The sequence below is a fragment of the Leptospira levettii genome, from assembly GCF_002812085.1.
GTDB classification, from domain to species: domain Bacteria; phylum Spirochaetota; class Leptospiria; order Leptospirales; family Leptospiraceae; genus Leptospira_A; species Leptospira_A levettii.
In genome coordinates, this window is sequence record NZ_NPDM01000003.1 from 125,790 (window position 1) to 147,095 (window position 21,306).

The window sequence follows — 21,306 nt, forward strand, 5'->3', positions numbered from 1 at the left end:
TTATTCACGGTTGTACTTAGAGGCAGCTTCTTCCTCTTCTTTTTGCCTTAATTGCCTTAAGATTTCTTTGGCTCTTTCTTGGGCTTTTTTGGTTTCCTCCAAAATTCGAACTCTCTCTCTTGAATCGATGGAACGATACCGATCCGTAAAGTATTCCTTTGTTTCATTTGCAGGCAGAATCTGAATCGCATCAAATAAACTTCTGATGAGTTCTTCTGCTCGTTCAGCATCGGTTGTCCAAGAATTATAGTCTGGAACTAGTTCACATAATTTAGGTAAGGTGTTTGAGAGGTATTCGTAAAAAGATTGTAACGCAAATTCAGGGATTTGCGATTCTTTATCATACAATACATTGGCCAAAATGATATGAATTGCCTTGAGATTGAGGTTGGTTATGGCATCAAATGATTTTGGAAACGGGAACAACTTCCCTTGGTTTGTGCGAGAAAAAAATACATCAAACCATATAGCATCTAACGATACTGAGGACAAGTCCACTTGGTGAAAGGGAGTATTGAGTATTTGTTTAATGTAATGTCTGATTTCTAACATAATTTTTTTCTACAAAATCTTTACTAAACTGAATTAGGTCTGTCCAATTTTGAATCGGATAAATGTCCCATCCACTTTGTTCTAATTCTTTTACCACAGGATTTTGGTTTGGTTGGTAGAGTTGTAAAACCATAGAACCTCCACCTTGTGCTTGTTCGAGGGCATTCTTAACGATGGACCTTGGATCTCTTGGGTAGTTTTGCGTGAACATTGTATCGATCCCATCATCAGATATCACTAATATGTGACGTTTTCTTTTGGGAGCTTCTTTGTATTCGTCTTCCAAGAGTTCCAGAGGGAAACAAGTCCCTCCACCAAAATAACCAGTCAGTACTTTTAAGATGTCCTTTTCATTCTGAATGAATCCATCGGTGGTTAAAAATTCCCTTTCCCCTGACCAAAGTGTAACTCTCACGGAACTCCCTGTTTTCAGAGCAGACAGCGCTATAATAGCACCAGCCAAAGTTAAGTAGGATAAATCTTGTTGTGGATTCGGCATTGAACCAGAACAATCAACAAACAAGTCTAAGTCGATTGGGTTAATCTTTATTTCATTCGATGACGTTTCACCATAAACATCTTCCACAGTTGTGTAACCAGGGATGATGATTGGACTTTTGATCGTGGATTCCAACCAATTGATTTTTTCGATTGGAGAACCTGGATCCCATAAATCATTTCCTTCCAAAATTTCTTCTTTTGCTCCTGGGGTTCTCCGTTCGGGAAAGGGAACAAGGTATGGTAATGCTTTATCTTTATAATATCTATATGTGATTTCTGAAATATCAGCATCAATGCCCATACTCTTACAAATGGTTGAATAATCTGAAGGAGTAAGTGACTTTTTGGAACCTGTGACACCTTCTAAAGGAAACAATTCAGATGATATCTCTACATCTGACAATCCAGAAGGTGGACTCATCCCTTTTCCTGCATCAAGTGTGTCTAACAAAGATTTTAACTGTTTTGATTCGGATTCTTTTTCCCCTTCAAAAAAATAAGGAAAACAAATACTGGCAAAATCAAACATACCTTTTGCCCAATCATTGGGGAAATTGCGAATCATACGAGAAACTAAGGCAGCATCAGATTGGATTTGGTCACTTAACGTTCCCTCGGTGAGAGTACCAGTGGGAAGTGCCCACAACAACTCATAAGTACGCATGTAAAAATTCCAAAAAGGATCCTTTTGTTTTCCTAACTTTTGGTACACTTCCTCCATTCTTAAGTGATTTTGTCTTTTAAGATGGTCGTTGATAAACAAATCTTCGTAGATATTCACTATCATTGGTGTTAGGTGGTTTAGCCTTGGCATAGCAACGTTTGAAATATAAACAAGTTTTGCTTGGTCAGCCAAATCTCCTGGGCAATATACATGGTGTCCGATTTCATGGCCTAAAATTTCCAAAGCAAAATCCTCGAGTTGATAGGTTTTGATTTGGTTAACGGAAAGTAATACTCTGTGGTCTTTTAAGCGAATGGCAGCAAAGGAAGTAGTGAGACCTTCTGCTTTTTCATCTTGTTCGGTGAATAAAAATTTTGCAGGTGATAGTTTTACATAATCACTCCAAAGTTTGAGAGCATCTTCCCATATTGATTCCCAAACCTTGACAAAATCCACTTAGGTTCTCCCCATATAAAATAAATATAACTGATACGAATGTTTTAACGTGTAAAGAGCATAAGATTCCTTTTCAATCGAAGAGGAGATTGAATTTGGATCTAATTTTTGTGTGAGGATTTGTTTCCAAATATTCGATGTTGGTGAACTTGTGATGGTAGGGGACATGGGAGGTTCAATTGAATACAAACTTGTACCAAACTCATCCACAAATAGTTGGTACCAAGATTCCCCAGATGATACCAATACATTCCCAAGATTACCATAAAGTTTGGGAACAGTTGTGAAAGTACCACCAAACAAAGTGTATCCAGGTATGGAACGAAAGTGAAAACTCCCTTTGGGAGTTTGGTTTTGAGTAGTGGGAACAAAGGGAGATTGGATCGAAGTTTCATCGATCCCGAGTATTTTTTTACACTCTGTTTTTAAATCATCTCCGAGTAGTGGGAACAAAGACTTAACCACTTCGCGGTATTCTGGTTTTCCACTCGCCCAATATAACACACCCAAAACAATTTTGAATTCTTCCAAGGTTTGTATTTTTGGAAGGAGTGAAAGGCCGCGTTTTAAATATAATTCCTTTTTTCCATCCTCTACTTTTGAGATGGCATTCGAAAGATACGGAATGAATCTATTGGGACTTTGTTTTAAGTTTGGATGGCATTCTCTGATGATTTGGTAATATAAAGGTACAAAATTCCCAAGTCGTTGTAAAAACTGTTTTGAAAGTAACCTAACAAATGTTTCAAAAAGAGATACCACCTCTCCTTCTTCCCACTGCCAAGTAAGATTGGTATACAGTGAGTCAAAAAAAAGAACCAAATGATGGGATACATCATCTTCTGTGAATTGTGGATTTAGTTTCCTTGCGGTAAAAATGATTTGGTTACAAACTTCTTTTTCTTTTATTAAAATATCCTTCCAAGAAGTAGGACTCATACATTAGATTCCGCCCACTTTAGATAATTCGTATACCTTTGGTGTAAATACTTTAAATTTAACAAATCATCAAACATATGTCCGTATAACTTCCGTTGTTTGGAAATTGATTCAATTTCCTTTTCGATATCTACAAGCCTTTGTTTGGTTTCTTTGACTGACAAACCTTCCAATCCCATTTCGAATGTTTCCGAAAGTTTTGCGATTTTATCGTTTTTATCCAAACCTAGTCGTTCGTATTCGCTGAGTGATAATGTAAACAATTTTCGAATCCAACTCACGCGATCACTGCGGTAAATTTGGTTGTCAGCTTCTTCAAAAAAAGGTGAGTCTATATTTTGAACCAATTTATCATGCAAAACAAAGGGTAATACATGGCTTAGGTCATCGAGTGTTACTTCACTAAGTCCTCTAAAATAAGAGAGTGCTTTTGCATAATTGATACAAGTGAAAATGGCTCGAACACTCAATCCGTTTTTTGTTTGAGAACCGATGTCCTTGATTTTATCTTTCCCTGTTTCCAAAGAAGACAAACGGCTAAAATCAGTGGCACTCAATTTTGCAGTGTCCTTGGTTTTGTATTCCAATTGTTCTCCTGCATATTCCATAAATTCAAATTGTGAGGCAAAAAATTCCATGCGACGGCGAAGACCTGGTGGGAAGTTTACCTGTTTGATTTGTTCCCCAATATTTTTCATTTCTTCCTCCGAAAAAATGATTTCTTTGGGTACGAGGGATTCGGGTTTATAACCTTCTTCGACTCTTTGGATGAGTTCTTTGATAAAACGAGTATTAAAGTGTGGGGCCTTTACAACCACATCAATCCGATCTTTTAGTGCTTCAATGACTTGGTAAGTACCACCACCTGCATCATCATTTGCAGTTAAATACCATGCTGCATCTGGGCATTCATAAATTTGGTCATAAATTTCAGCATAGTTGTCTCCCATGATGGTGAGAAGAGCAGATTGAGTCCTTGTGGGAATTCGATTGTATTCATCTATAATTTTTACTTGCATCCCAAGCCATTTCCTCCAAGCAATTTTGATTTCATCCATTGATTTGGCTTGCATCATATCACTTGGAAGTGGGTTTCCGAGTAAATCTGTAATAGTCATTTGTGGTTGGCCATGTTGGATGGCTCGTTTGATTTCTTTGATGGAGTATCCAGCAAGAACTCCCATAAGGATTGCAGATGCTGTTTTCCCTCTCCCTGGACCACCAACTAACAAACATTTTCCTTTTACAATCAGTGATAATAGAGGGAGTAAAACAAAACTCGAATAACTTTGTGCAGTTGGGAGAGTGATTGTGGATTTAGAATCACCAATCGAAAATCTTAATGGTGGTGTGTCATTGTATTCAATGTCATAAAATGGATTGATGATGGCAAAATTGGTGATCCAAAAATATGCCTTTCTTAATTTTTCATCCAAATCAAGATTTTGTGTATCCCCTTTATCCATCGGGATTGGGCCATCTTCAAGAATATCGGAGATGTCGAATTTTTTCTCCTTACCCTTGTTTTGTGGGATTGTAGGGGATGCAGAAAGTTTATTTGGAGTAGAAGTCATAGTTTTTCCTTTAGAGTTACTTCTGCCAAACACCCATTTTGTGATTCAATTTTGAATTCTGGAGTTAGGATAAAAATTTGATTCGGGTAGTCTTTTTCTATTTGAAACTTCGGAAGTTTGTCTAAAGGAATGGAAATTTGTTTTATCCCTTTTTCTTGAAAAGGATAAACAAATGCAGTTTTATCTTTTGGCATTCTTAATTCTTTATCCACATTGATACTTTCTCGTAGTAAAAAACGTAATGTGAAGGGAGGAATGGTTTCGCCAGGGCAGGCTTTTACTTCTAAGGATTGGAATGTTCTTGGTTGGAACACTTCTCCATCCCAAACATGGGAAAGTTTCATTTCTAAGAAAAAATCAAAATCGAGTGGCGAGTTTCGAATCTTTCTCCAAACTGTGGAAGGATTTTTGTCTAATAAAAGCGAAAGACCGTTGGAAGCAGTTGCATCCTCAATGCGAAATGGTGGATTTTCTTTGTAGCCTTCTATCTTTTTGTTTGTTCCGGAAACTAAATAATAATTTCCAAACAATACAAATACGATGGCAGAGAAAATTGGGATTACGATTACAGGTCTCATAGAAAGAAAAAATGATACTGAATGCGAAAATGGGCTACTTCTTTTTTTATTTACACCAACTGTTGGAGTCTTTATGAAAATAGGAATTTTAGGTGGAACGGGCTTAATTGGAACATCATTTATCTCCACCGCGATCCAAAACGGCCATCAATTTCGTGTTTTTTCTCGTCAAAAAACCATACCCAAATCTCTTTCCTCCTTCTCTGGGATCGAATTTGTAACCTGCCTTCTTCCTCAATCCTCAGATTTAGAAGGACTCGATGCAATCATGAATTTAGTTGGCGAGCCGATTGCGGGCGTTAGGTGGACAGAGGAAAGAAAACAGTTAATTAGTACCTCAAGAATCGAATTTACTCGTGGGCTTGTTGCTCGTATCTTAGATCTAAAACAACCTCCCAAAGTATTTTTGAATGCAAGTGCAGTAGGTTATTATGGAATGTCAGAGACAGAACACCCAGCTTACACAGAATCCTCTCCACCAGGCGATGATTTTTTAGCAAAACTTTGTGTTGAATGGGAAAACCAAACAAACCCTCTGAAAGTGAATGGAATCCGAACGGTATTACTCCGAACAGGGATTGTACTTTCTCCAAAAGGTGGTGCCTTAGAAAAGATGCTCCCACCATTTTTATTAGGAGTGGGAGGTGCGATTGCTTCCGGAAACCAAGGGATGAGTTGGATTCATATTTCCGATTTTATCAATGCAACGATTCACCTAATGACAAATGAACAAACAAATGGAGCTTATAATTTAGTTTCACCAAATCCCACAAGTAATGCAGAGTTTTCCAAACAATTGGCAAAAACATTAAAACGCCCAAATCTTTTTAAGGTACCTAGTTTCGCTATACAAGCGTTATTTGGAGAAGGCAGTGTCGTCGTGACAAAAGGGCAGTATGTTCTGCCAGAACGATTGTTACAATCGGGATATGAGTTTCAGTTTCAAAATTTACATGAGGCACTCTCAAATCTTTTAGAAAAAAACTGATTTCTTCTTTTCAAAAGATGAGAAGGGTAGGAGACTGGAGCCATCCTTATCTCGGAGTAAGAAATGAACTCAAAAAAAGTATTAGTCTCTCTACTCGCTGTCTCCTTCGCATTTGTGATGGTGGCTTGTGGCGACTCCAAACCAAAAGAAGAAGCACCTGCAGTGCAAGAAACCAGTGCCAGTGCTGATCCTGATTTAGCGAAAGGGGAAGAACTATACCTCCAAAACTGTTCTTCTTGCCACGGTGAAAAAGGGGCTGGTGACGGAGCTGCTGCAGCTGCACTCAATCCAAAACCACGTAACTACAAAGCTCCTGCTTCTGAGTGGAAAAATGGAAACACAATCGCAGGAATCACTAAAACTTTGAAAGAAGGAATCAAAGGATCTCCAATGGTAGCTTATGGCCATTTGGGTGATGACAACATCAAAATCCTTGCAAAATACGTAGAACACCTTTCTAAAAATTAAATTGCCTTATTTCGGTTCCGTTTTTTTGGCGGAACCGAAATCCTTCCTATATGAGCCAAATCATTAAAAAAGCTGACCTACCCACTTGTGATTGTGGAACCACTCGCGAAGATGAAAACGCACGTAAGGTTGTAAAATATTCCACTTGGGGACTAATTGCCATGGGACTTGTCGGGATATCTGCTACACCAACGGATGTTTACTTTGTTTGCCGGAAATGCAAACAACCCTTCGGTCGGTTGACAAAAGAAGAAAGAAAATCGAAATCCTAATTTTTGTTGACCCGCGTTCTTAGTGGAATTCCCTGGAGGCTAATGATGGAAGAGTTTAAGATTCGATTGGGTTTTGAGAATGGTGGAAACCTCCCTGTGATCCACATTTCTGGCGAAATCACATCCGAAGCGGAAGAAGAAATTGTGCAATCTTACGAATCGATTCCACAAGACAAACGCACACGAGTGATCCTCAATTTTTCCGAAACCTCGTACATCAACTCAGCTGGCATCGCCACTCTCATCAGTCTCATCACAAAATCTTCTGAGAACCAAGGTAAAATTGAATTCGCAGGTCTTAACACCCACTTCCGAAAGGTGATGGACATTGTGGGTTTAACTGATTTTGTTCTCATCCACGATTCTCTCAATTCTGCACTCGCCCAAGTGTAAATTCTTCTAGATTCCTAACTTACGTTTGGTAAGATAGGAGGGAGAGAGGTCTTTTCATGAGTGAAGTGGAAATCCACATCAAAGGCAAAACATATAAACTTCCAGTGATCACTGGAACTGATGGAAAAGAAGGTATCGACCTTACTGACTTTTACCGAAAAACAGGGCTTGTCACTGTAGACCCTGGACTTTTTAATACTGCCCTTGGTTTATCAAAGGTTTCTAGAAGGGATCCCGAAAAAGGGGAACTCACTTACCGTGGTTATGACTTAAAAGAATTAGCATACCAATCTACTTTTGTTGAAACTTCATTTTTATTAATTTATGGAAACCTTCCCACAAAACAAGAGTTAAATGACTTTTCAAGTCGCCTCTCCAAACACTCTATGATCCATGAAGATATGTTAAATCTGTTTGATGGATTCCCTGGTGTAGCAAACCCTCTTGCTGTACTTTCTGTGATGGTAACTTCTTTATCGAGTTACTACTTAGAAGAATACGAAGAAAAATTAGATATGGGTGTGGATTTGATAGCTCGTTTACTTGCTAAAATTCGTACCATTGCTGCTTTTACTTACAAACACGCAGTGGGTCATCCATTTGTATACCCACTCGATAAAAATCCATATTGCACAAACTTTTTGTATATGATGCACAAACTCCCAGCAGACAATTATAATGTCCCTGAAGAATTTGATCGTATCCTAAACCAAATGTGGATTCTACATGCAGACCACGAACAAAATGTATCGAATACCGCCGTACAAGTAGTAGGTTCCACACAAGCGAATCTCTTTGCATCGATCTCTGCAGGGATTATGGCACAATGGGGGGCAAGAGAAGGGGGAAGGCCTACTGCTGCGATTGGTCTCATTGAAGACATCATCAAAACAAAAACTCCTGTGAAAGATTATTTTGAAAGATTCAAACGTGGAGGACTCACCATCCGTACGAATGGATTTGGACAAAAGGCATATGATGTGGTAAGTCCAAGAGCACAGGTCGCAAGAGAGATCATCAAAGAATTTTACAAAAACCGCAAACTCAGTGCCGTAGAAGACATTGCTTTACAAATTGATGAAGTTGTCTGGAACGATTCTTACTTTATGGAAAATCTTTTGTACCCTAATTTAGAATACTATTCTGGATTGGTGTTCCATACATTGGGAATTCCGAAAAATATGTTTTCTGTCATGCAAGTGATTGGAAGGCTTCCAGGTTGGCTAGCGCACTGGAGAGAACAAAGGATGAAAGGAGATTTCTCAAAAGTTCGTCCAAAACAAATCTATGTGGGCGAAAACCAAAGAAAGTACATCCCAATCGCCAACCGGCTCTAAGGAAACCAGGGACCAAGTGAAACTTTATCTCCGTTGGATCTGTTTCCTTTGGAGTTTGGTACTTTTGTCATGTTCCATGATAGAAGTACCTCCTTCTGCTTGGAAAGGCCATCTAACGGCTGATTCCTATTTATCGCAACCTCACAAAACAATTCAACTCACAGGGGAGTGGGAATATTACCCAGGACTATTATTTTCTCCTGCGGAACTACCAGAACTTAAATCCATCCGAGAGCCCCATTATTTTAAAGTACCTGGAGTTTGGACAAAGTCATTTCTTGACAAAGGATTTTTAGCTGGAGATGGATATGCTACTTTTCATTTGGAATTGGTCCATGGTCTAAAAGGAATTCCATTGTCTATAAAGGTACCTGAGATGGAATCCGCTTATACATTGTTTGTTGATGGGGAGCGATTATCTTCTAATGGATTTGTTTCTACATCTTACCAAACGGGCATACCTGAATATAGACCTCAAATTATCGACTTTATACCGAAAGAAAACCAAACTTCCTTTTTAATCCAAATTTCGAATTACCATCACAGGAAAGGTGGCCCAGCTCAAGTCATCACATTGGGTAGAACCTCAGACATTCACAAACAATATGAATTTGAAATCCTTAGAGATATGTTGCTAGTTGGTAGCATCCTATTTATGGGGTTGTATCATATTTTTCTATATTGGAATCGCAAAAAAGATCCATTTACCTATTGGTTTGCTCTTACTTGTATCCTTGTTGCATTGCGTGTTTTCATCACTGGAAACAAATACCTTGTACAATTGTATCCGAACCTTCCTTGGGAAATTCACTTAAAACTCAGTTACTTAAGTTTTTTCTTTATCACACCCATATTTGCAAAGTATGTTTATTTATTATTTAAACCATATTTTTCACGAAGGGTATATGAACTTCTTAAATACTTAGGTTTTGCATTTTGTTTCATAGTGCTTGTAACACGTTCTTCGTTTTACACCTATTTAATGGTGCCTTTTCAGATATTTACTCTATTTGGAGCATTGTATACTGTTTTGGTTTTAACAAGAGCGATACGAGATTCTTTACCAGGTTCCGTTATATTTCTTTTTAGTTTTCTAGTTTTTGTGACAAGTTTTGTAAACGATATCCTCGTAAACAATCTCATCATTAATTCTCCGCTTACAATCCACTTTGGGATTTTTATGATGTTTTTTGTACAATCGATTTACATAGCTCGAAATTTTTCAAAGGGATTTGTAGACGCTGAAAACCTTGCTATTGAATTATCAGAAAAAAACCAAACACTACAAAAAGTACAAAACCAAATTACCATTTTAAATGAACGGTTAGAAACCAGAGTTAAAGACAAAACAATCGAATTACAAAGTAAATTAGACCAAATCACAAAGGATATGAAACTTGCAAAGTCTATCATCCAAAGTGTTACGAAAGTTCCTGATATGGATCCACACATCAAAGTGGACATTTTGTACAAACCCACTGCAGATGTAGGTGGGGATATTTTCTTTGTCAAAAGAATTCAAGATTTTTATTATCGATTTTTTTTGGGAGATGCAACGGGACATGGATTACAAGCGGCTTTGTATTCTATGATGATCCAATCAGAATTTGAAAGGGTTTCTGCTGTTGCGATGCGTCCTAACGATCTATTGTTTTATATGAACCAACATTTTTATGATAAAAATGCTGATTTACAAATTTATTTTCCCGCTCTTGTTATGGATTTTGATTTCCACCAGAGTATCCTGCGTTATGCGGGCGGTGGTGTTCAAAACCAAATCATTCTTAGAAAAAAATCAGAACCTGTAATTTTGGAAAATACAGGCCCCATCATTGGTATTTTGGAACACTACCGATACGGAATATTTGAAACAAAAGTGGAATCGGGGGATCGAATTTTTCTGTTTACCGACGGTTTGTTTGAAGAATTAAACGAAGCAGATGGTATGGAAGCTTGGGATGAGTTATTGTCTGTAATCCAAAGTACGAGTGACTTACCTTTCCAGGAAGTCATCTCGTCCATTCAAACAATGTTGTATCAAAAAATGAATAAATCGAGTTGGAAAGATGATTCCACTCTGATTTTCATTGAAATCACCTAACTAAAGATTACCAGTCTCCAGAAGAACCACCACCTGCGGAATCTCCACCTCCACCAGACCAACTGTCACTTGAATCACTCGAAGACCATGAATCCCCACCAGAAGACCAACCTCCGTAATAACCACCCCCGTCTGATCCGCCACCACCTTGGTTGAAACCAAGTTTACGCCTGATGTACATCACTATGATAAATAAAACAATGGCAACAATGAGTCCGAACGTACTTCCAAGGAATAAGAATAAAAACGGTACCATCGATATTAACCCAATGATGGTGAAGATCACTCCGCCAAAAGATGGGATAAAGATCGATATGAAAGTGAAAATTCCTCCCACAATGCCAGACGGAATTACATCAGCAGTGGTTTGCCTTCCTGAAGTTTGAACATCATCCTCACTCGGTGCATACTCCCCGCGAATGGCTGCCATAATTGCATTCACTCCAGCGGTTACACCTGCATCCATATCACCTGATTTAAAACTGGGACGAAGTTCATTTCGAATGATTTGTTTTGCTTGTAAGTCTGTGAGTGCACCTTCAAGTCCTCGGCCAACTGCAATTCTCATTTTGCGTTCGTTAGGTGCAATGATCAGGAGAACTCCATTATTTTTCGATTTTTGACCTAATTTCCATTCGTCAAAAATTTCATTCGCAACTTCTTCTATGGTTTCATCATGAAGGCTCGGTGTTGTGTACACGGCGATTTGGTTACTTGTCTCTGCTTCAAATTGTTTTAAATTTGATTCTAATTGGTCAACAGTGGACTGTGATAAAATCCCAGCATGGTCCATCACCCTTCTTTCCAATTTTGGAACTGGGTAACTGAAGGTAACAACTGGGAAAAAACAAAACAATACAAAACTAAAAATACGAAATCGATTCCACTTTTGGATACTTGGATAAAAATTTTCTGTTTTGGATTCCATCACATCAAATTCCCACCATCACGGATTTCATTGGAAATTTCGTTTTTATCATCTTTTTCGATTTTGATATTATATTTTTTAAGTAAATCGCCACAGAAGAGAATACTCGAAACAATTCCTTCTTTCTTTTTTCCTGATTTCATTCCTTCGATGATGAGCCTTACTGCCTCATTCCATTCTGATTTTGGGACAACTCTTGCGATTTCTTTATCTGGATACACGCGTACAAAATGTTCGTAGAGGGAAATATAAATGAGAATTCCGGTTCGATTTTTAGTTCGAAAAACTTCTTCCTCTAAAAATGCTTCCTTAGCCCTTAACTCAACGAAGTATTGTTTCGAATTTTTAGGAACAAGGAGGAAACGAAGTTTTGGGAAAAATGTGAAAACACCAAGCCCAATGATGGCTCCTGCCCAAACGGAAAGAATCGCAAACATGGATTCATTTCCCCATACCAGGCCATAAACATTTTGAGCAGTATAAAAACTAATGCCTGTTATGCCACCAGTTAAAAAAGCACCAAACCATGACCACTCTTTGTAGTGATGGGAAGATTCAGCAAAAAATGGTACAATTTCAGCTGAAGTTTTTGATTCTGCTTCACCAACAGCGGATTTGATTTCATCCAAATCTGATTTTGAGAAATAACGCGCAAGTACACTCATGGGCAAAAGGAAAACAGAATTCCCTGCCCAAATCAATCAAAAAACCTAAATTTTAGAATCGATTACGATGACAATGCTCACGAGAAATAAGTGTAAAATACTAAAAAAGAAAAAACGTTTTGCAAGGACTTTGTCCATAGACTGTTTTAATCGAAAAGCAAATGTAAGGATTAAAATTGTGAGTACAATGGCAGACAATAAAAACAAATACCCCATCCGATCATCGACAAAATAAAATCCAATGACTGAAACTGAATAGGCGATGGCATAGATAAAAATTTGGTTCACAGTTTTTTGAATTCCAGAAACGACAGGCATCATTGGAATACCCGCAAATTCATAATCATCTTTGAGAAAAATGGCAAGGGCCCAAAAATGAGCAGGGGTCCAAAGGAAAATCATGAGGAACATGATCCACGCTTGGATGGGTAGTGCATTTGCCATCGCTGCATATCCGATGAGTGGCCCAATACAACCTGAGATCCCACCAATCACAATATTTTGTTCTGTTCTTGGTTTTAACCAAATTGTATACAAAAACACATATAATAATAAAGCAGAAAGGGCGCAAACAGCTGTTAGTAGGTTAACGAAATATGTTAAGATCACAAAAGCGAAGACAGCAACAAAAATCCCAAGTAATAAAGCATTTGTGGGAGAAATTTCGCCAGCAGGGATTGGCCTTTGTTTTGTTCTATACATGATTGCGTCTCTTTCTCTCTCAATGTATTGGTTGAGGATAAAAGATGCAGAGCTCATTAAATAGGTTCCAAATAAAGTAATCAGAACGGCACTAAAACTAGGGTATCCAGTTGTTCCGAGATACATTCCTGGTAGTACTGTGGCCAGTACAAGTACTGTCACTCTTGGTTTTGTCAGTTGGTTCCACAAACGGAACATCAAAGTGCCTCTTCTTTATAGGTTCTAAAATGATAAAAAGAGGCAATGAAGCAACATAAAAAGACAAGGACTCCATTTAATGTATGAAGGCCAGTGATCAATTTTGGTAAATGATACAATACATTCATCGCACCTAAAAAGATTTGGATCGATACTAAATAAGCCGCTAGTTTTAAGAATTGTTTCACTTTTGGGTTTTCTAAAGTGAGGATCCCATACGCAGATAAAGAAAGCACAAGTAATGCTGTTAAATAACCAAAAAGGCGATGTTCCATATGGAATTTGATTGTTCCTACCATTTGAGGGAACCATTCCCCATGGCATGTAGGAAAGTCAGGACAAGCTAATCCTGCATAATGAGAACTTACTTTCCCACCTAAAAATAATTGGTACAACACAACAATGAGTACAATCGCAAAATAGTATTTCCCTCTTTTGTTTGTATCAAAACTTGAATTTTTTCCTTCTGGAATCAACAAACGAATCGTAATACAAGATGATAACAAAAGGACTGCATTGAGTAAATGCAAGTTAACAGTTGTTGGGTGAAGAAGCTTTGTGACGGTTAATCCACCAAGAATGACTTGTGAAATGAGAAATAGGAGTGAGAGGATTGCCGGGATTCCCAACGGTTTTCTGGTTTCTGGATTTTTTAGAATCCAAACGAACCCAATCCCAACAAGGATTCCTAAAATCCCTGAGTAATACCGATGCCCAACTTCCATAAAAATTTGGAATGTAAACTCTGGGACAAATTTCCCATGGCATAAAGGCCAATCAGGGCATGCGAGTCCAGAATCTGTAGCCCGAACTAGGGGGCCATAGAGTAAGTTGAGAAGGATCATTGCGGAAAGGATGGTGTAAAAACGTTTGAGTGTCATACGTCTATCTGTTTCCTCCAGGTTTTGTGATTCAAGTTTGGGGAAAATAAAATTAATCTTGCATCTTTTAAAAATTGTTGGATAAAAAGAGCAGTTTTTCGTATAGACTATATCAGGTAAGATTATGCAAAACAAAGACCTTTACAACAAGGGTGGCTATTGGACTTTCCTTGTCACACTCGTACTCAACATTCTATTCTTCGTGTACATTTCCTTCATTCATCCGGGAACTCCCGAGAACCCAGGAATGTCGAACCCTAGCTCTCAATCCAAATAGGGTAACAACCAAATTACGTGAACATCCGTCTTCTCATTTGTATCTGTATTCTCGTTTCCTTTGGGTCTGTGTCTGCCTATGACCCTCACTCAAACTTAACAAGGGAAAACAAACTTCCTAAAGAATTAGAAAACATTGGATTTTCGGATGTTACGGGCAAAACCCTCAAGCTAGACATTCCCTTTCGTGATGAACAAGGAAAAGAAGTTCTTTTTTCCGATTTTCTTTCACAAGGGAAACCTGTCCTTCTCTCTCCTGTTTACTTCAAATGCCCCACTTTATGTAACTTCCACCTGAATGGTGTGTTCAAAAGTTTAAAGGATCTCGATTGGACTTTGGGAAAAGAATACCAATACATTGCGGTATCCATTGACCCGAAGGAAAATGAAGCGGTGTCGTTTCCCAAAAAAGGTGCCTATTTGAAGGATTATGACAGGGTAGGGGCAGAAACTGGTCTCCACTTACTCACGGGCACACAGGAATCCATCACGGCACTCACCAAACAATTGGATTTCCGTTACGCGTGGGACGCAGAAGCAAAACAATACATCCATGCCAGTGGTGTGTATGTTTTGACTCCTGATGGGAGAGTGTCTCGTATCTTCCAAGGCATCCAACTCGAACCTAGGGATTTAAAATTTGCCTTTGTTGAGGCATCTTCAGGTAAGATTGGGAGTTTTGTAGATAAGTTTGCTTTATTTTGCTTTCAATTTGATCCTAGAAAAAATAAATATACGATATACGCATACAGGATGATGCAATTCGGGGGGGCGGTCACCTTACTCCTTCTCGGTGCGTTTTTATACATAAACTGGCGAAAAATAACAAATAACAACCGTCAAGGAGTCACATAGATGTCTTGGAGCAGTCTCATTCCAGCGACCTCGTTCATGCCTATCCAGGCCACTGAAATCGCAAAAGAAGTCGATCTTCTCTATGCGTTTCTGATCATTGCAAGCCTTGTTTCGTTTGTCATCTTGATTGGTGGAATGACATGGTTCCTCATCAAGTTCAAACGTACAAGCTTAGACCAGAAATCAGCATACATTACTCACAATAATTTTGCAGAGTTTCTTTGGTCTTTTATCCCTCTCGTCATCATGATGGGAATTTTCTACTGGGGGATGGTGATTTTCGAAAAATTGAGAACCCCACCAGAAGACATTGCGGCCGAGATTCATGTGACTGCAGAGCAGTGGGCATGGACTTACCGTTATGCGAATGGAAAAGAGTTCTATAGCTCTGGAAACGATCCAATGATTGTACCAGCAGGCAAAGCAACGAAACTCATCCTCACTTCAAAAGATGTGATCCATAGTTTTTATGTGCCAGCTTTCCGAACCAAACAAGATGCGGTTCCAGGAAAACTCACACAACTTTGGTTTGAACCAAAACAACCAGGGGAATACATCGTATTTTGTACTGAATATTGTGGAACCAAACACTCTGGAATGATGATCAAAATCAAAGCAATTCCATCGGAAGAATATGCAGCATGGTACCACGCCGAGAAAAAAGGCGCTGACACTCCTGCTGACCTTGGTAAGGTTTTGTTTGCGCAAAAAGCTTGTGCTTCTTGCCATTCCCTTGACGGATCACGAATTGTTGGACCAACAATGAAAGGTCTTTTTGGATCGAACAGAAAGTTTGCTGATGGAAGCCAAACAAAGGCTGATGAAAATTACCTTCGTGAATCCATCCTTGTATCATCTGCAAAGATTGTAGAAGGGTATCCACCTGCGATGCCGGTATTCCAAGGCCAATTGTCTGATGCAGACGTTGCCAACTTAATTGAATATATCAAATCCATTAAATAAGGAAGAGAGATGAGTTCAGCACATACAAAAACCGAACATGGTCACACTGACCATAATTACCTGAACCACGGATCTGGAATCTGGTCTTGGATGACCACTCTAGACCACAAACGCATTGGACTGATGTACTTTGCAACGGTTGCTACCCTTTTCTTAATTGGTGGTTTCTTTGCATTGGGAATCCGACTGCACTTAGCAAAATTTGGTGCAGAACCACTTTTGTCTCCAGATACTTATAACAAGTTTATGACCTTCCATGGTGCCATCATGGTATTTATGGTGATCATTCCTGGAATTCCTGCCTTCCTAGGAAACTTTGTCCTGCCGATCCAACTCGGTGCGAAAGACGTTGCTTTCCCTAGGTTAAACCTTGCATCCTACTACATATTCATCGCTGGAGCAGCACTGGCAGCTTCTTCCATGATCTTCAACCAAGTGGATACAGGATGGACATTTTACACTCCTTACTCGACTGCAAAAACATCCAATGGTGTGATTTTGTTAGTGATGGGTGCCTTTACAATGGGATTTTCTTCCATCTTAACGGGACTGAACTTCATCGTAACCACTCATAAACTTAGAGCACCTGGAATGACCATGGACCGCATCCCACTCATGATCTGGGCTTTGTATTCCACTTCTATCATCCAAATCTTGGCGACACCAATCCTTGCGATCACTCTTCTCCTCATTGGAGCTGAGAAAACTCTTGGAGTGGGAATTTTTGACCCAGATCTTGGTGGAGACCCAGTTCTTTTCCAACACTTCTTCTGGTTCTATTCTCACCCTGCGGTGTACATCATGATCCTACCTGCGATGGGTGTGATTTCTGAACTCATCACTGCGTTCTCCAAAAAAACAATTTTTGGTTACCGAGCGATTGCCTATTCATCAGTAGCAATTGCTGCAGTATCCTTCCTTGTTTGGGGACACCATATGTTTGTGTCTGGTCAGTCAACACTTGCTGGTATCATTTTCTCCATCATCACTATGTTTGTTGGGGTTCCGACTGCCATCAAACTCTTCAACTGGATTTCTACGATGTATCGCGGAACTGTTACCTTTGAAGCACCAATGCTTTTTGCTTTAGGGTTTATGTTTCTTTTTACCATCGGTGGTTTGACAGGGGTATTCCTTGCATCAACTGGTATGGACGTTCACTTCCATGACACTTACTTTGTTGTGGCTCACTTCCATTACGTAATGGTAGGGGGAACTCTGATGGCTCTTATGGGTGGAATTTTTTACTGGTTCCCTAAGATGTTTGGAAGGATGACTTCTGACCTTGGTGGAAGGATCTCTTGGGTTCTTATCTTCACTGGGTTTAACGTAACTTTTTTCCCACAATTCGTACTCGGGGCTATGGGAATGCCAAGACGTTATTTTGACTACCTTCCAGAATACACAAACCTCAACCAAATCTCTACAGTGGGATCTTGGCTCATTGGTCTCGGATTTTTGGTAGGACTCATCACTATCATTCATGGAATTTTCAAAGGAGAAAAAGCGTCTGATAACCCTTGGGGTGCAAAAACACTCGAATGGCAAACGTCTTCTCCACCTCCACACGAAAACTTTACTACAACTCCAACAGTAACTGCAGGGCCATATGACTTCCGTTAGTTCTTCAAGTGAATTTCACCACCAACACCATTTTAAGAGTGCAGACCACCAGTATGCCTCTTCCAAACAAGGAATTTGGTTATTCCTTTGCACAGAGATCCTTATGTTTGGTGGCCTATTCGTAGGTTACCTTATCTACCATTCTTTGTATCCTACCGTATTTAAAAACGGTTCCGAAACATTGGATTGGAAAATGGGTGCAGTTAACACGGTTGTGTTACTTGTGAGTTCGTTCACAATGGCTGCTGCCATTAATTATGTGCAACGTGGTCTTCATAAAATTGCTGCGATTATGCTTGCGTTAACAATCGCATGTGCAGCAGCATTTATGGTCATTAAATACTTCGAATATAGCCATAAGTTCCATGTCGGAACTGTTCCCGGCAAATTTTCGTTAGTTGACCCTTCTTGTGCAGCGGGTGGAAAACGCGCAACTTGTGAATCTAAAATTGCCGCTCTCCTCAAAAATCCTGCAGAACTTGAAAAAAACCATGTAAGTGCGGAAGAAGTCACTCGCTTAAAAGCTGTGATCTCCCAACCAAAATGGGAAATGTTCTACGGTTTTTACTTTGTGATGACTGGTCTTCACGGGATCCACGTAGTAGCAGGAGCTCTTCTGATCTTCTGGATTTTCATCAAAACTCTAAGAAGAAAAGTTGGACCTGAATATTACACTCCTGTTGAAGGTGTAGGTCTATTTTGGCACGTAGTGGACTTGGTATGGATTTACCTCTTCCCACTTCTATACTTGGTAGGATAAAAGGGATTATAAAATGGAATACGTAATCAATTACGGACTATACTTCATTGCACTCGCAGCTGTTTTTACACCTGTTTTAGGGTTTGGAATTTTTGCTCCAGGGATTGCAACTGCTACGATCCTCGGATTTATTGTAAACTGGTTTGGTCAATTTTTCCAAACAGATCGTTTTGCAAAATTCACATCCGAAAACAAGGACAACAAATTGTTGAAATTTGTTATGGGTGATGAAGATCACAAAGAAGATCACGCTTCTGCTTCTATGTGGGTAGAGGATGGTGAAGAGGAAGAAGAACATGACCACCATGTGATTTCTATCAAAACATATGTGTTTGTATTACTTGCTCTTTTCTTTGGAACCTTCATAACTGTTTGGGTTGCTCAATACGACTTAGGGAAATGGAATATGATTGTGGCAATGGCTGTTGCAACATGTAAGGCGTTCTTTGTCTTAGCTTACTTCATGCATTTAAAGTATGACAATATGCTAAACCGAGTGATTTTCCTCTCAGCGTTTGCATTCCTTGCATTATTATTCGCTTTCTCTTTTGGCGATATCATTTCGAGAATTGCACCAACTACTGATACCCCAGTAAAAACTTTTTTCTAAAAAATTTAGAAAGTAGATTTTGGAGAAACCCGCCTTCGTGCGGGTTTTTTCGTCTAATTAGGCATTGTGTATCAGCATTTCCAGACGATCGTTTCTAGATTTTTTGATTTAATTCCTGAAAGGAAAATTTATAATTTAGAATATTGTAAAGAGTTAGATCGCCAAGCAAGAATCATCCAATTCCCTGGAAGTTTAATTGGGAGCATAGCATTACTTGGTTTTGCCTTTGATACTGATGCAAAACTCCACCCAGAATTTCCGGAGATGTTTTACTTCCGCATTGGATTTACCATCCTTTGTGTTTTTTATATTTTCCTAAATTTATTCAATCATTCTCGGAACATTCAGTCTAGATTGGAGGGTTTAACTTGGGGTTATGTTGTATATGGTTATGTGCTGTTTACTACATCGTTTTTTACGGGAAGAATTGCCGATGATGCTCCTTATGTATCCGGATTACAAATGGTAGTCATCATTCTTTCCTTTTTACCACTTCCTAGAAAAACACTTTTTATATACTATCCAATTTCGATTTTTATATTCTTAACAGCTGTTATTATCTACAAACCAAGTTTAAATACACCTGCCACTGATTATTCCATGCAAAACTTAATTTTAAGTTATATCTTGGGAGTTTTTAGTGGACTTATCATTGAAAGATACAGATTCCACTCATTTTTAAACCACCTTCGTATCACTAAAAAAAATGAAGAAGTAACTAAGGCTGCGGAAGCTTTGCAGGCATTAAAGTCACAACAAGACGGGGATTATTTTCTAACTACCTTGTTGTTTGATCCTCTTATTGGTAAAGAATTAGATGGTAATGCAGTTACTATCGATACAGTCTTAAATCAGTATAAAAAATTCCACTTTCGAAATAAGGAATACCAGTTAGGTGGAGATTATCTTTCTGTATATAATCTGATTCTGCAAGGAAAACGATACAAGGCATTTCTGAATGGAGACGCAATGGGTAAATCCATTCAAGGTGCAGGTGGTGCTATTGTACTGGGAGCGGTTTACAATTCCATTATCATTCGTTCCAAAATGGATCCTACATCTTCAAACCGTTCCCCGGAAAGATGGTTACATGATTGTTACTTAGACCTTCAGAAAATATTCGAAACATTTGATGGAGCAATGCTCGTGTCCGCGGTAATTGGGTTATTGGAAGAGTCAACAGGTACACTTTATTTCATTAACTTGGAACATCCTTGGGTGATTTTATATCGAGATGGAAAAGCATCATTCATTGAAGAAGAAATTCATTATTATAAATTGGGTGTAATGGAAGTCCCTTCCAATCGTTTTATTTCTATTTTTCAAATGAAAAAGGGAGATAAAATTTTCTGCGGTTCTGATGGGAAAGATGATTTGGTCATCTCTCATTCTGGGAAATACCGCGACATCAACGAAGACCAAAACTTGATATTAGATTGTATTGAAAAATCAAACGGTGAATTGCAAAAGCTTGTATCCGTTCTTGAAACAAAAGGAAAGTATTCGGATGATTTGAGTTTAATTTCCCTGGAATATAACTTGGAAGCTATAAGCAAACCAGGAAAATATTGGAAAGATGCAAAAAGATTAATCAAAGAAAGGCAAAATGCAAAAGCATTAGAATTACTTTTGTCTTACCCTTCCGCATTGGATACATCCATTTTGGAACTAAAAATCATTACAAAATTGTATGAAAAAGAGGGCGATCTTTTGAAAGCAATGGAATATGCAAGTTTAGCTTTAGAAAACTTTCCATCGGATACAAGTTGGATGTTCCATACATCGGTTTTGTATAAAAGACTTTATTCCATCTATAAATCCCAATCATTTTTGTTTGAATCACAAGAGTTAAGTGAGAGAGTGCGCCTTCGACAACCAAATAACATACGGAACTTAATTCATTTAGCAGATGTTTGTAGGTTGTTGGAAGATAAAGACCGCACAAGTTTCCTGGTTCAGATACTAAAGAAACTATCACCTGAGAATAAAAAACTAGTAGAATTGATTCGTTTGTTATAATTA

21 protein-coding genes are annotated in these 21,306 nt (G+C 38.7%); 12 read left to right on the plus strand and 9 right to left on the minus strand.

Going from position 1 to position 21,306, the window contains the following annotated elements; all coding sequences use genetic code 11:
• From CH354_RS11870 to CH354_RS11890, 5 genes are read right to left on the minus strand one after another with little or no spacing between them, the layout of a single operon-like run.
• Nucleotides 1–552 carry a hypothetical protein gene (locus tag CH354_RS11870; RefSeq protein WP_100716555.1) on the minus strand — a complete coding sequence of 184 codons (552 nt, stop codon included), beginning with the start codon at nt 550–552 and terminating at the stop codon, nt 1–3.
• A complete protein-coding gene (locus tag CH354_RS11875; protein WP_100727036.1) occupies nt 527–2,173 on the minus strand; it encodes a vWA domain-containing protein in 1,647 nt (548 codons plus the stop codon). Before CH354_RS11875 ends, CH354_RS11870 begins: the two co-directional genes overlap by 26 nt.
• Complete coding sequence (locus tag CH354_RS11880; RefSeq protein WP_100727035.1) at nt 2,174–3,112, minus strand: hypothetical protein; 939 nt, start codon at nt 3,110–3,112, stop codon at nt 2,174–2,176.
• A complete protein-coding gene (locus CH354_RS11885) occupies nt 3,109–4,686 on the minus strand; it encodes an AAA family ATPase (protein ID WP_100727034.1) in 1,578 nt (525 codons plus the stop codon). The genes CH354_RS11880 and CH354_RS11885 overlap by 4 nt, the downstream gene beginning before the upstream one ends.
• On the minus strand, nt 4,683–5,264 hold the full coding sequence (locus CH354_RS11890) for a hypothetical protein (RefSeq protein WP_100716551.1): 582 nt from the start codon (nt 5,262–5,264) through the stop codon (nt 4,683–4,685). Before CH354_RS11890 ends, CH354_RS11885 begins: the two co-directional genes overlap by 4 nt.
• A gap of 73 nt (nt 5,265–5,337) precedes the next feature.
• Between CH354_RS11890 and CH354_RS11895 the strand changes: the two genes are divergently transcribed.
• The 6 genes from CH354_RS11895 (at nt 5,338) to CH354_RS11920 (ending at nt 10,823) form a co-directional block, all read left to right on the plus strand.
• Complete coding sequence (locus CH354_RS11895) at nt 5,338–6,252, plus strand: TIGR01777 family oxidoreductase (RefSeq protein ID WP_100727133.1); 915 nt, start codon at nt 5,338–5,340, stop codon at nt 6,250–6,252.
• A 63-nt stretch (nt 6,253–6,315) separates the two neighbouring features.
• Nucleotides 6,316–6,720, plus strand: a complete 405-nt coding sequence (locus tag CH354_RS11900) for a c-type cytochrome (RefSeq protein ID WP_100716550.1) — start codon at nt 6,316–6,318, stop codon at nt 6,718–6,720.
• A gap of 50 nt (nt 6,721–6,770) precedes the next feature.
• Nucleotides 6,771–6,992 carry a hypothetical protein gene (locus CH354_RS11905; protein WP_100766491.1) on the plus strand — a complete coding sequence of 74 codons (222 nt, stop codon included), beginning with the start codon at nt 6,771–6,773 and terminating at the stop codon, nt 6,990–6,992.
• Nucleotides 6,993–7,034: 42 nt separating this feature from the next.
• Complete coding sequence (locus CH354_RS11910) at nt 7,035–7,385, plus strand: STAS domain-containing protein (protein ID WP_165780345.1); 351 nt, start codon at nt 7,035–7,037, stop codon at nt 7,383–7,385.
• 56 nt (nt 7,386–7,441) lie between these two features.
• A complete protein-coding gene (locus tag CH354_RS11915) occupies nt 7,442–8,722 on the plus strand; it encodes a citrate/2-methylcitrate synthase (protein WP_100716548.1) in 1,281 nt (426 codons plus the stop codon).
• Nucleotides 8,723–8,798: 76 nt separating this feature from the next.
• The gene (locus CH354_RS11920; protein ID WP_100766501.1) at nt 8,799–10,823 is read left to right on the plus strand and encodes a SpoIIE family protein phosphatase; all 2,025 of its coding nucleotides are present in this window, start codon (nt 8,799–8,801) and stop codon (nt 10,821–10,823) included.
• A gap of 7 nt (nt 10,824–10,830) precedes the next feature.
• Here CH354_RS11920 and CH354_RS11925 read toward each other — a convergent pair whose 3' ends face one another.
• Genes CH354_RS11925 through CH354_RS11940 form a run of 4 tightly spaced genes read right to left on the minus strand, consistent with a single transcriptional unit; the run spans nt 10,831 to nt 14,197 of the window.
• Nucleotides 10,831–11,751, minus strand: a complete 921-nt coding sequence (locus CH354_RS11925; protein ID WP_100727033.1) for a TPM domain-containing protein — start codon at nt 11,749–11,751, stop codon at nt 10,831–10,833.
• Nucleotides 11,751–12,416, minus strand: coding sequence for a TPM domain-containing protein (locus CH354_RS11930; protein WP_239671150.1), 666 nt, complete (start codon nt 12,414–12,416; stop codon nt 11,751–11,753). Before CH354_RS11930 ends, CH354_RS11925 begins: the two co-directional genes overlap by 1 nt.
• A gap of 45 nt (nt 12,417–12,461) precedes the next feature.
• A complete protein-coding gene (gene cyoE / locus CH354_RS11935) occupies nt 12,462–13,316 on the minus strand; it encodes a heme o synthase (protein WP_100716545.1) in 855 nt (284 codons plus the stop codon).
• Nucleotides 13,316–14,197, minus strand: coding sequence for a COX15/CtaA family protein (locus CH354_RS11940; RefSeq protein ID WP_100728897.1), 882 nt, complete (start codon nt 14,195–14,197; stop codon nt 13,316–13,318). Before CH354_RS11940 ends, cyoE begins: the two co-directional genes overlap by 1 nt.
• Before the next feature lie 294 nt (nt 14,198–14,491).
• On the opposite strand from CH354_RS11940, the gene CH354_RS11945 reads away from it, so the two are divergent.
• From CH354_RS11945 to CH354_RS11970, 6 genes are all read left to right on the plus strand, one after another.
• On the plus strand, nt 14,492–15,328 hold the full coding sequence (locus CH354_RS11945; RefSeq protein WP_100727031.1) for an SCO family protein: 837 nt from the start codon (nt 14,492–14,494) through the stop codon (nt 15,326–15,328).
• The gene (coxB, locus tag CH354_RS11950; RefSeq protein WP_100721111.1) at nt 15,329–16,291 is read left to right on the plus strand and encodes a cytochrome c oxidase subunit II; all 963 of its coding nucleotides are present in this window, start codon (nt 15,329–15,331) and stop codon (nt 16,289–16,291) included.
• A 9-nt stretch (nt 16,292–16,300) separates the two neighbouring features.
• Complete coding sequence (locus tag CH354_RS11955; protein WP_100721109.1) at nt 16,301–17,914, plus strand: cytochrome c oxidase subunit I; 1,614 nt, start codon at nt 16,301–16,303, stop codon at nt 17,912–17,914.
• Nucleotides 17,901–18,674: a cytochrome c oxidase subunit 3 family protein gene (locus CH354_RS11960; RefSeq protein WP_100721107.1), complete on the plus strand. Its 774-nt coding sequence runs from the start codon at nt 17,901–17,903 to the stop codon at nt 18,672–18,674. The genes CH354_RS11955 and CH354_RS11960 overlap by 14 nt, the downstream gene beginning before the upstream one ends.
• Nucleotides 18,675–18,687: 13 nt before the next feature.
• Nucleotides 18,688–19,284, plus strand: coding sequence for a cytochrome C oxidase subunit IV family protein (locus CH354_RS11965; protein WP_100721105.1), 597 nt, complete (start codon nt 18,688–18,690; stop codon nt 19,282–19,284).
• A gap of 66 nt (nt 19,285–19,350) precedes the next feature.
• The gene (locus CH354_RS11970) at nt 19,351–21,303 is read left to right on the plus strand and encodes a PP2C family protein-serine/threonine phosphatase (protein WP_100727030.1); all 1,953 of its coding nucleotides are present in this window, start codon (nt 19,351–19,353) and stop codon (nt 21,301–21,303) included.
• Nucleotides 21,304–21,306 lie beyond the last annotated feature (3 nt).

Excerpts from the sequence above, each read along its gene's own strand:
- CH354_RS11870 (WP_100716555.1), bottom strand. The coding sequence starts at position 552 with ATGTTAGAAATCAGACATTACATTAAACAAATACTCAATACTCCCTTT.
- CH354_RS11880 (WP_100727035.1), bottom strand. The coding sequence starts at position 3,112 with ATGAGTCCTACTTCTTGGAAGGATATTTTAATAAAAGAAAAAGAAGTT.
- CH354_RS11885 (WP_100727034.1), bottom strand. The coding sequence starts at position 4,686 with ATGACTTCTACTCCAAATAAACTTTCTGCATCCCCTACAATCCCACAA.
- CH354_RS11890 (WP_100716551.1), bottom strand. The coding sequence starts at position 5,264 with ATGAGACCTGTAATCGTAATCCCAATTTTCTCTGCCATCGTATTTGTA.
- CH354_RS11895 (WP_100727133.1), top strand. The coding sequence starts at position 5,338 with ATGAAAATAGGAATTTTAGGTGGAACGGGCTTAATTGGAACATCATTT.
- CH354_RS11900 (WP_100716550.1), top strand. The coding sequence starts at position 6,316 with ATGAACTCAAAAAAAGTATTAGTCTCTCTACTCGCTGTCTCCTTCGCA.
- CH354_RS11905 (WP_100766491.1), top strand. The coding sequence starts at position 6,771 with ATGAGCCAAATCATTAAAAAAGCTGACCTACCCACTTGTGATTGTGGA.
- CH354_RS11910 (WP_165780345.1), top strand. The coding sequence starts at position 7,035 with ATGATGGAAGAGTTTAAGATTCGATTGGGTTTTGAGAATGGTGGAAAC.
- CH354_RS11915 (WP_100716548.1), top strand. The coding sequence starts at position 7,442 with ATGAGTGAAGTGGAAATCCACATCAAAGGCAAAACATATAAACTTCCA.
- CH354_RS11920 (WP_100766501.1), top strand. The coding sequence starts at position 8,799 with ATGATAGAAGTACCTCCTTCTGCTTGGAAAGGCCATCTAACGGCTGAT.
- CH354_RS11925 (WP_100727033.1), bottom strand. The coding sequence starts at position 11,751 with ATGGAATCCAAAACAGAAAATTTTTATCCAAGTATCCAAAAGTGGAAT.
- CH354_RS11930 (WP_239671150.1), bottom strand. The coding sequence starts at position 12,416 with ATGAGTGTACTTGCGCGTTATTTCTCAAAATCAGATTTGGATGAAATC.
- cyoE (WP_100716545.1), bottom strand. The coding sequence starts at position 13,316 with ATGTTCCGTTTGTGGAACCAACTGACAAAACCAAGAGTGACAGTACTT.
- CH354_RS11940 (WP_100728897.1), bottom strand. The coding sequence starts at position 14,197 with ATGACACTCAAACGTTTTTACACCATCCTTTCCGCAATGATCCTTCTC.
- coxB (WP_100721111.1), top strand. The coding sequence starts at position 15,329 with ATGTCTTGGAGCAGTCTCATTCCAGCGACCTCGTTCATGCCTATCCAG.
- CH354_RS11955 (WP_100721109.1), top strand. The coding sequence starts at position 16,301 with ATGAGTTCAGCACATACAAAAACCGAACATGGTCACACTGACCATAAT.
- CH354_RS11960 (WP_100721107.1), top strand. The coding sequence starts at position 17,901 with ATGACTTCCGTTAGTTCTTCAAGTGAATTTCACCACCAACACCATTTT.
- CH354_RS11965 (WP_100721105.1), top strand. The coding sequence starts at position 18,688 with ATGGAATACGTAATCAATTACGGACTATACTTCATTGCACTCGCAGCT.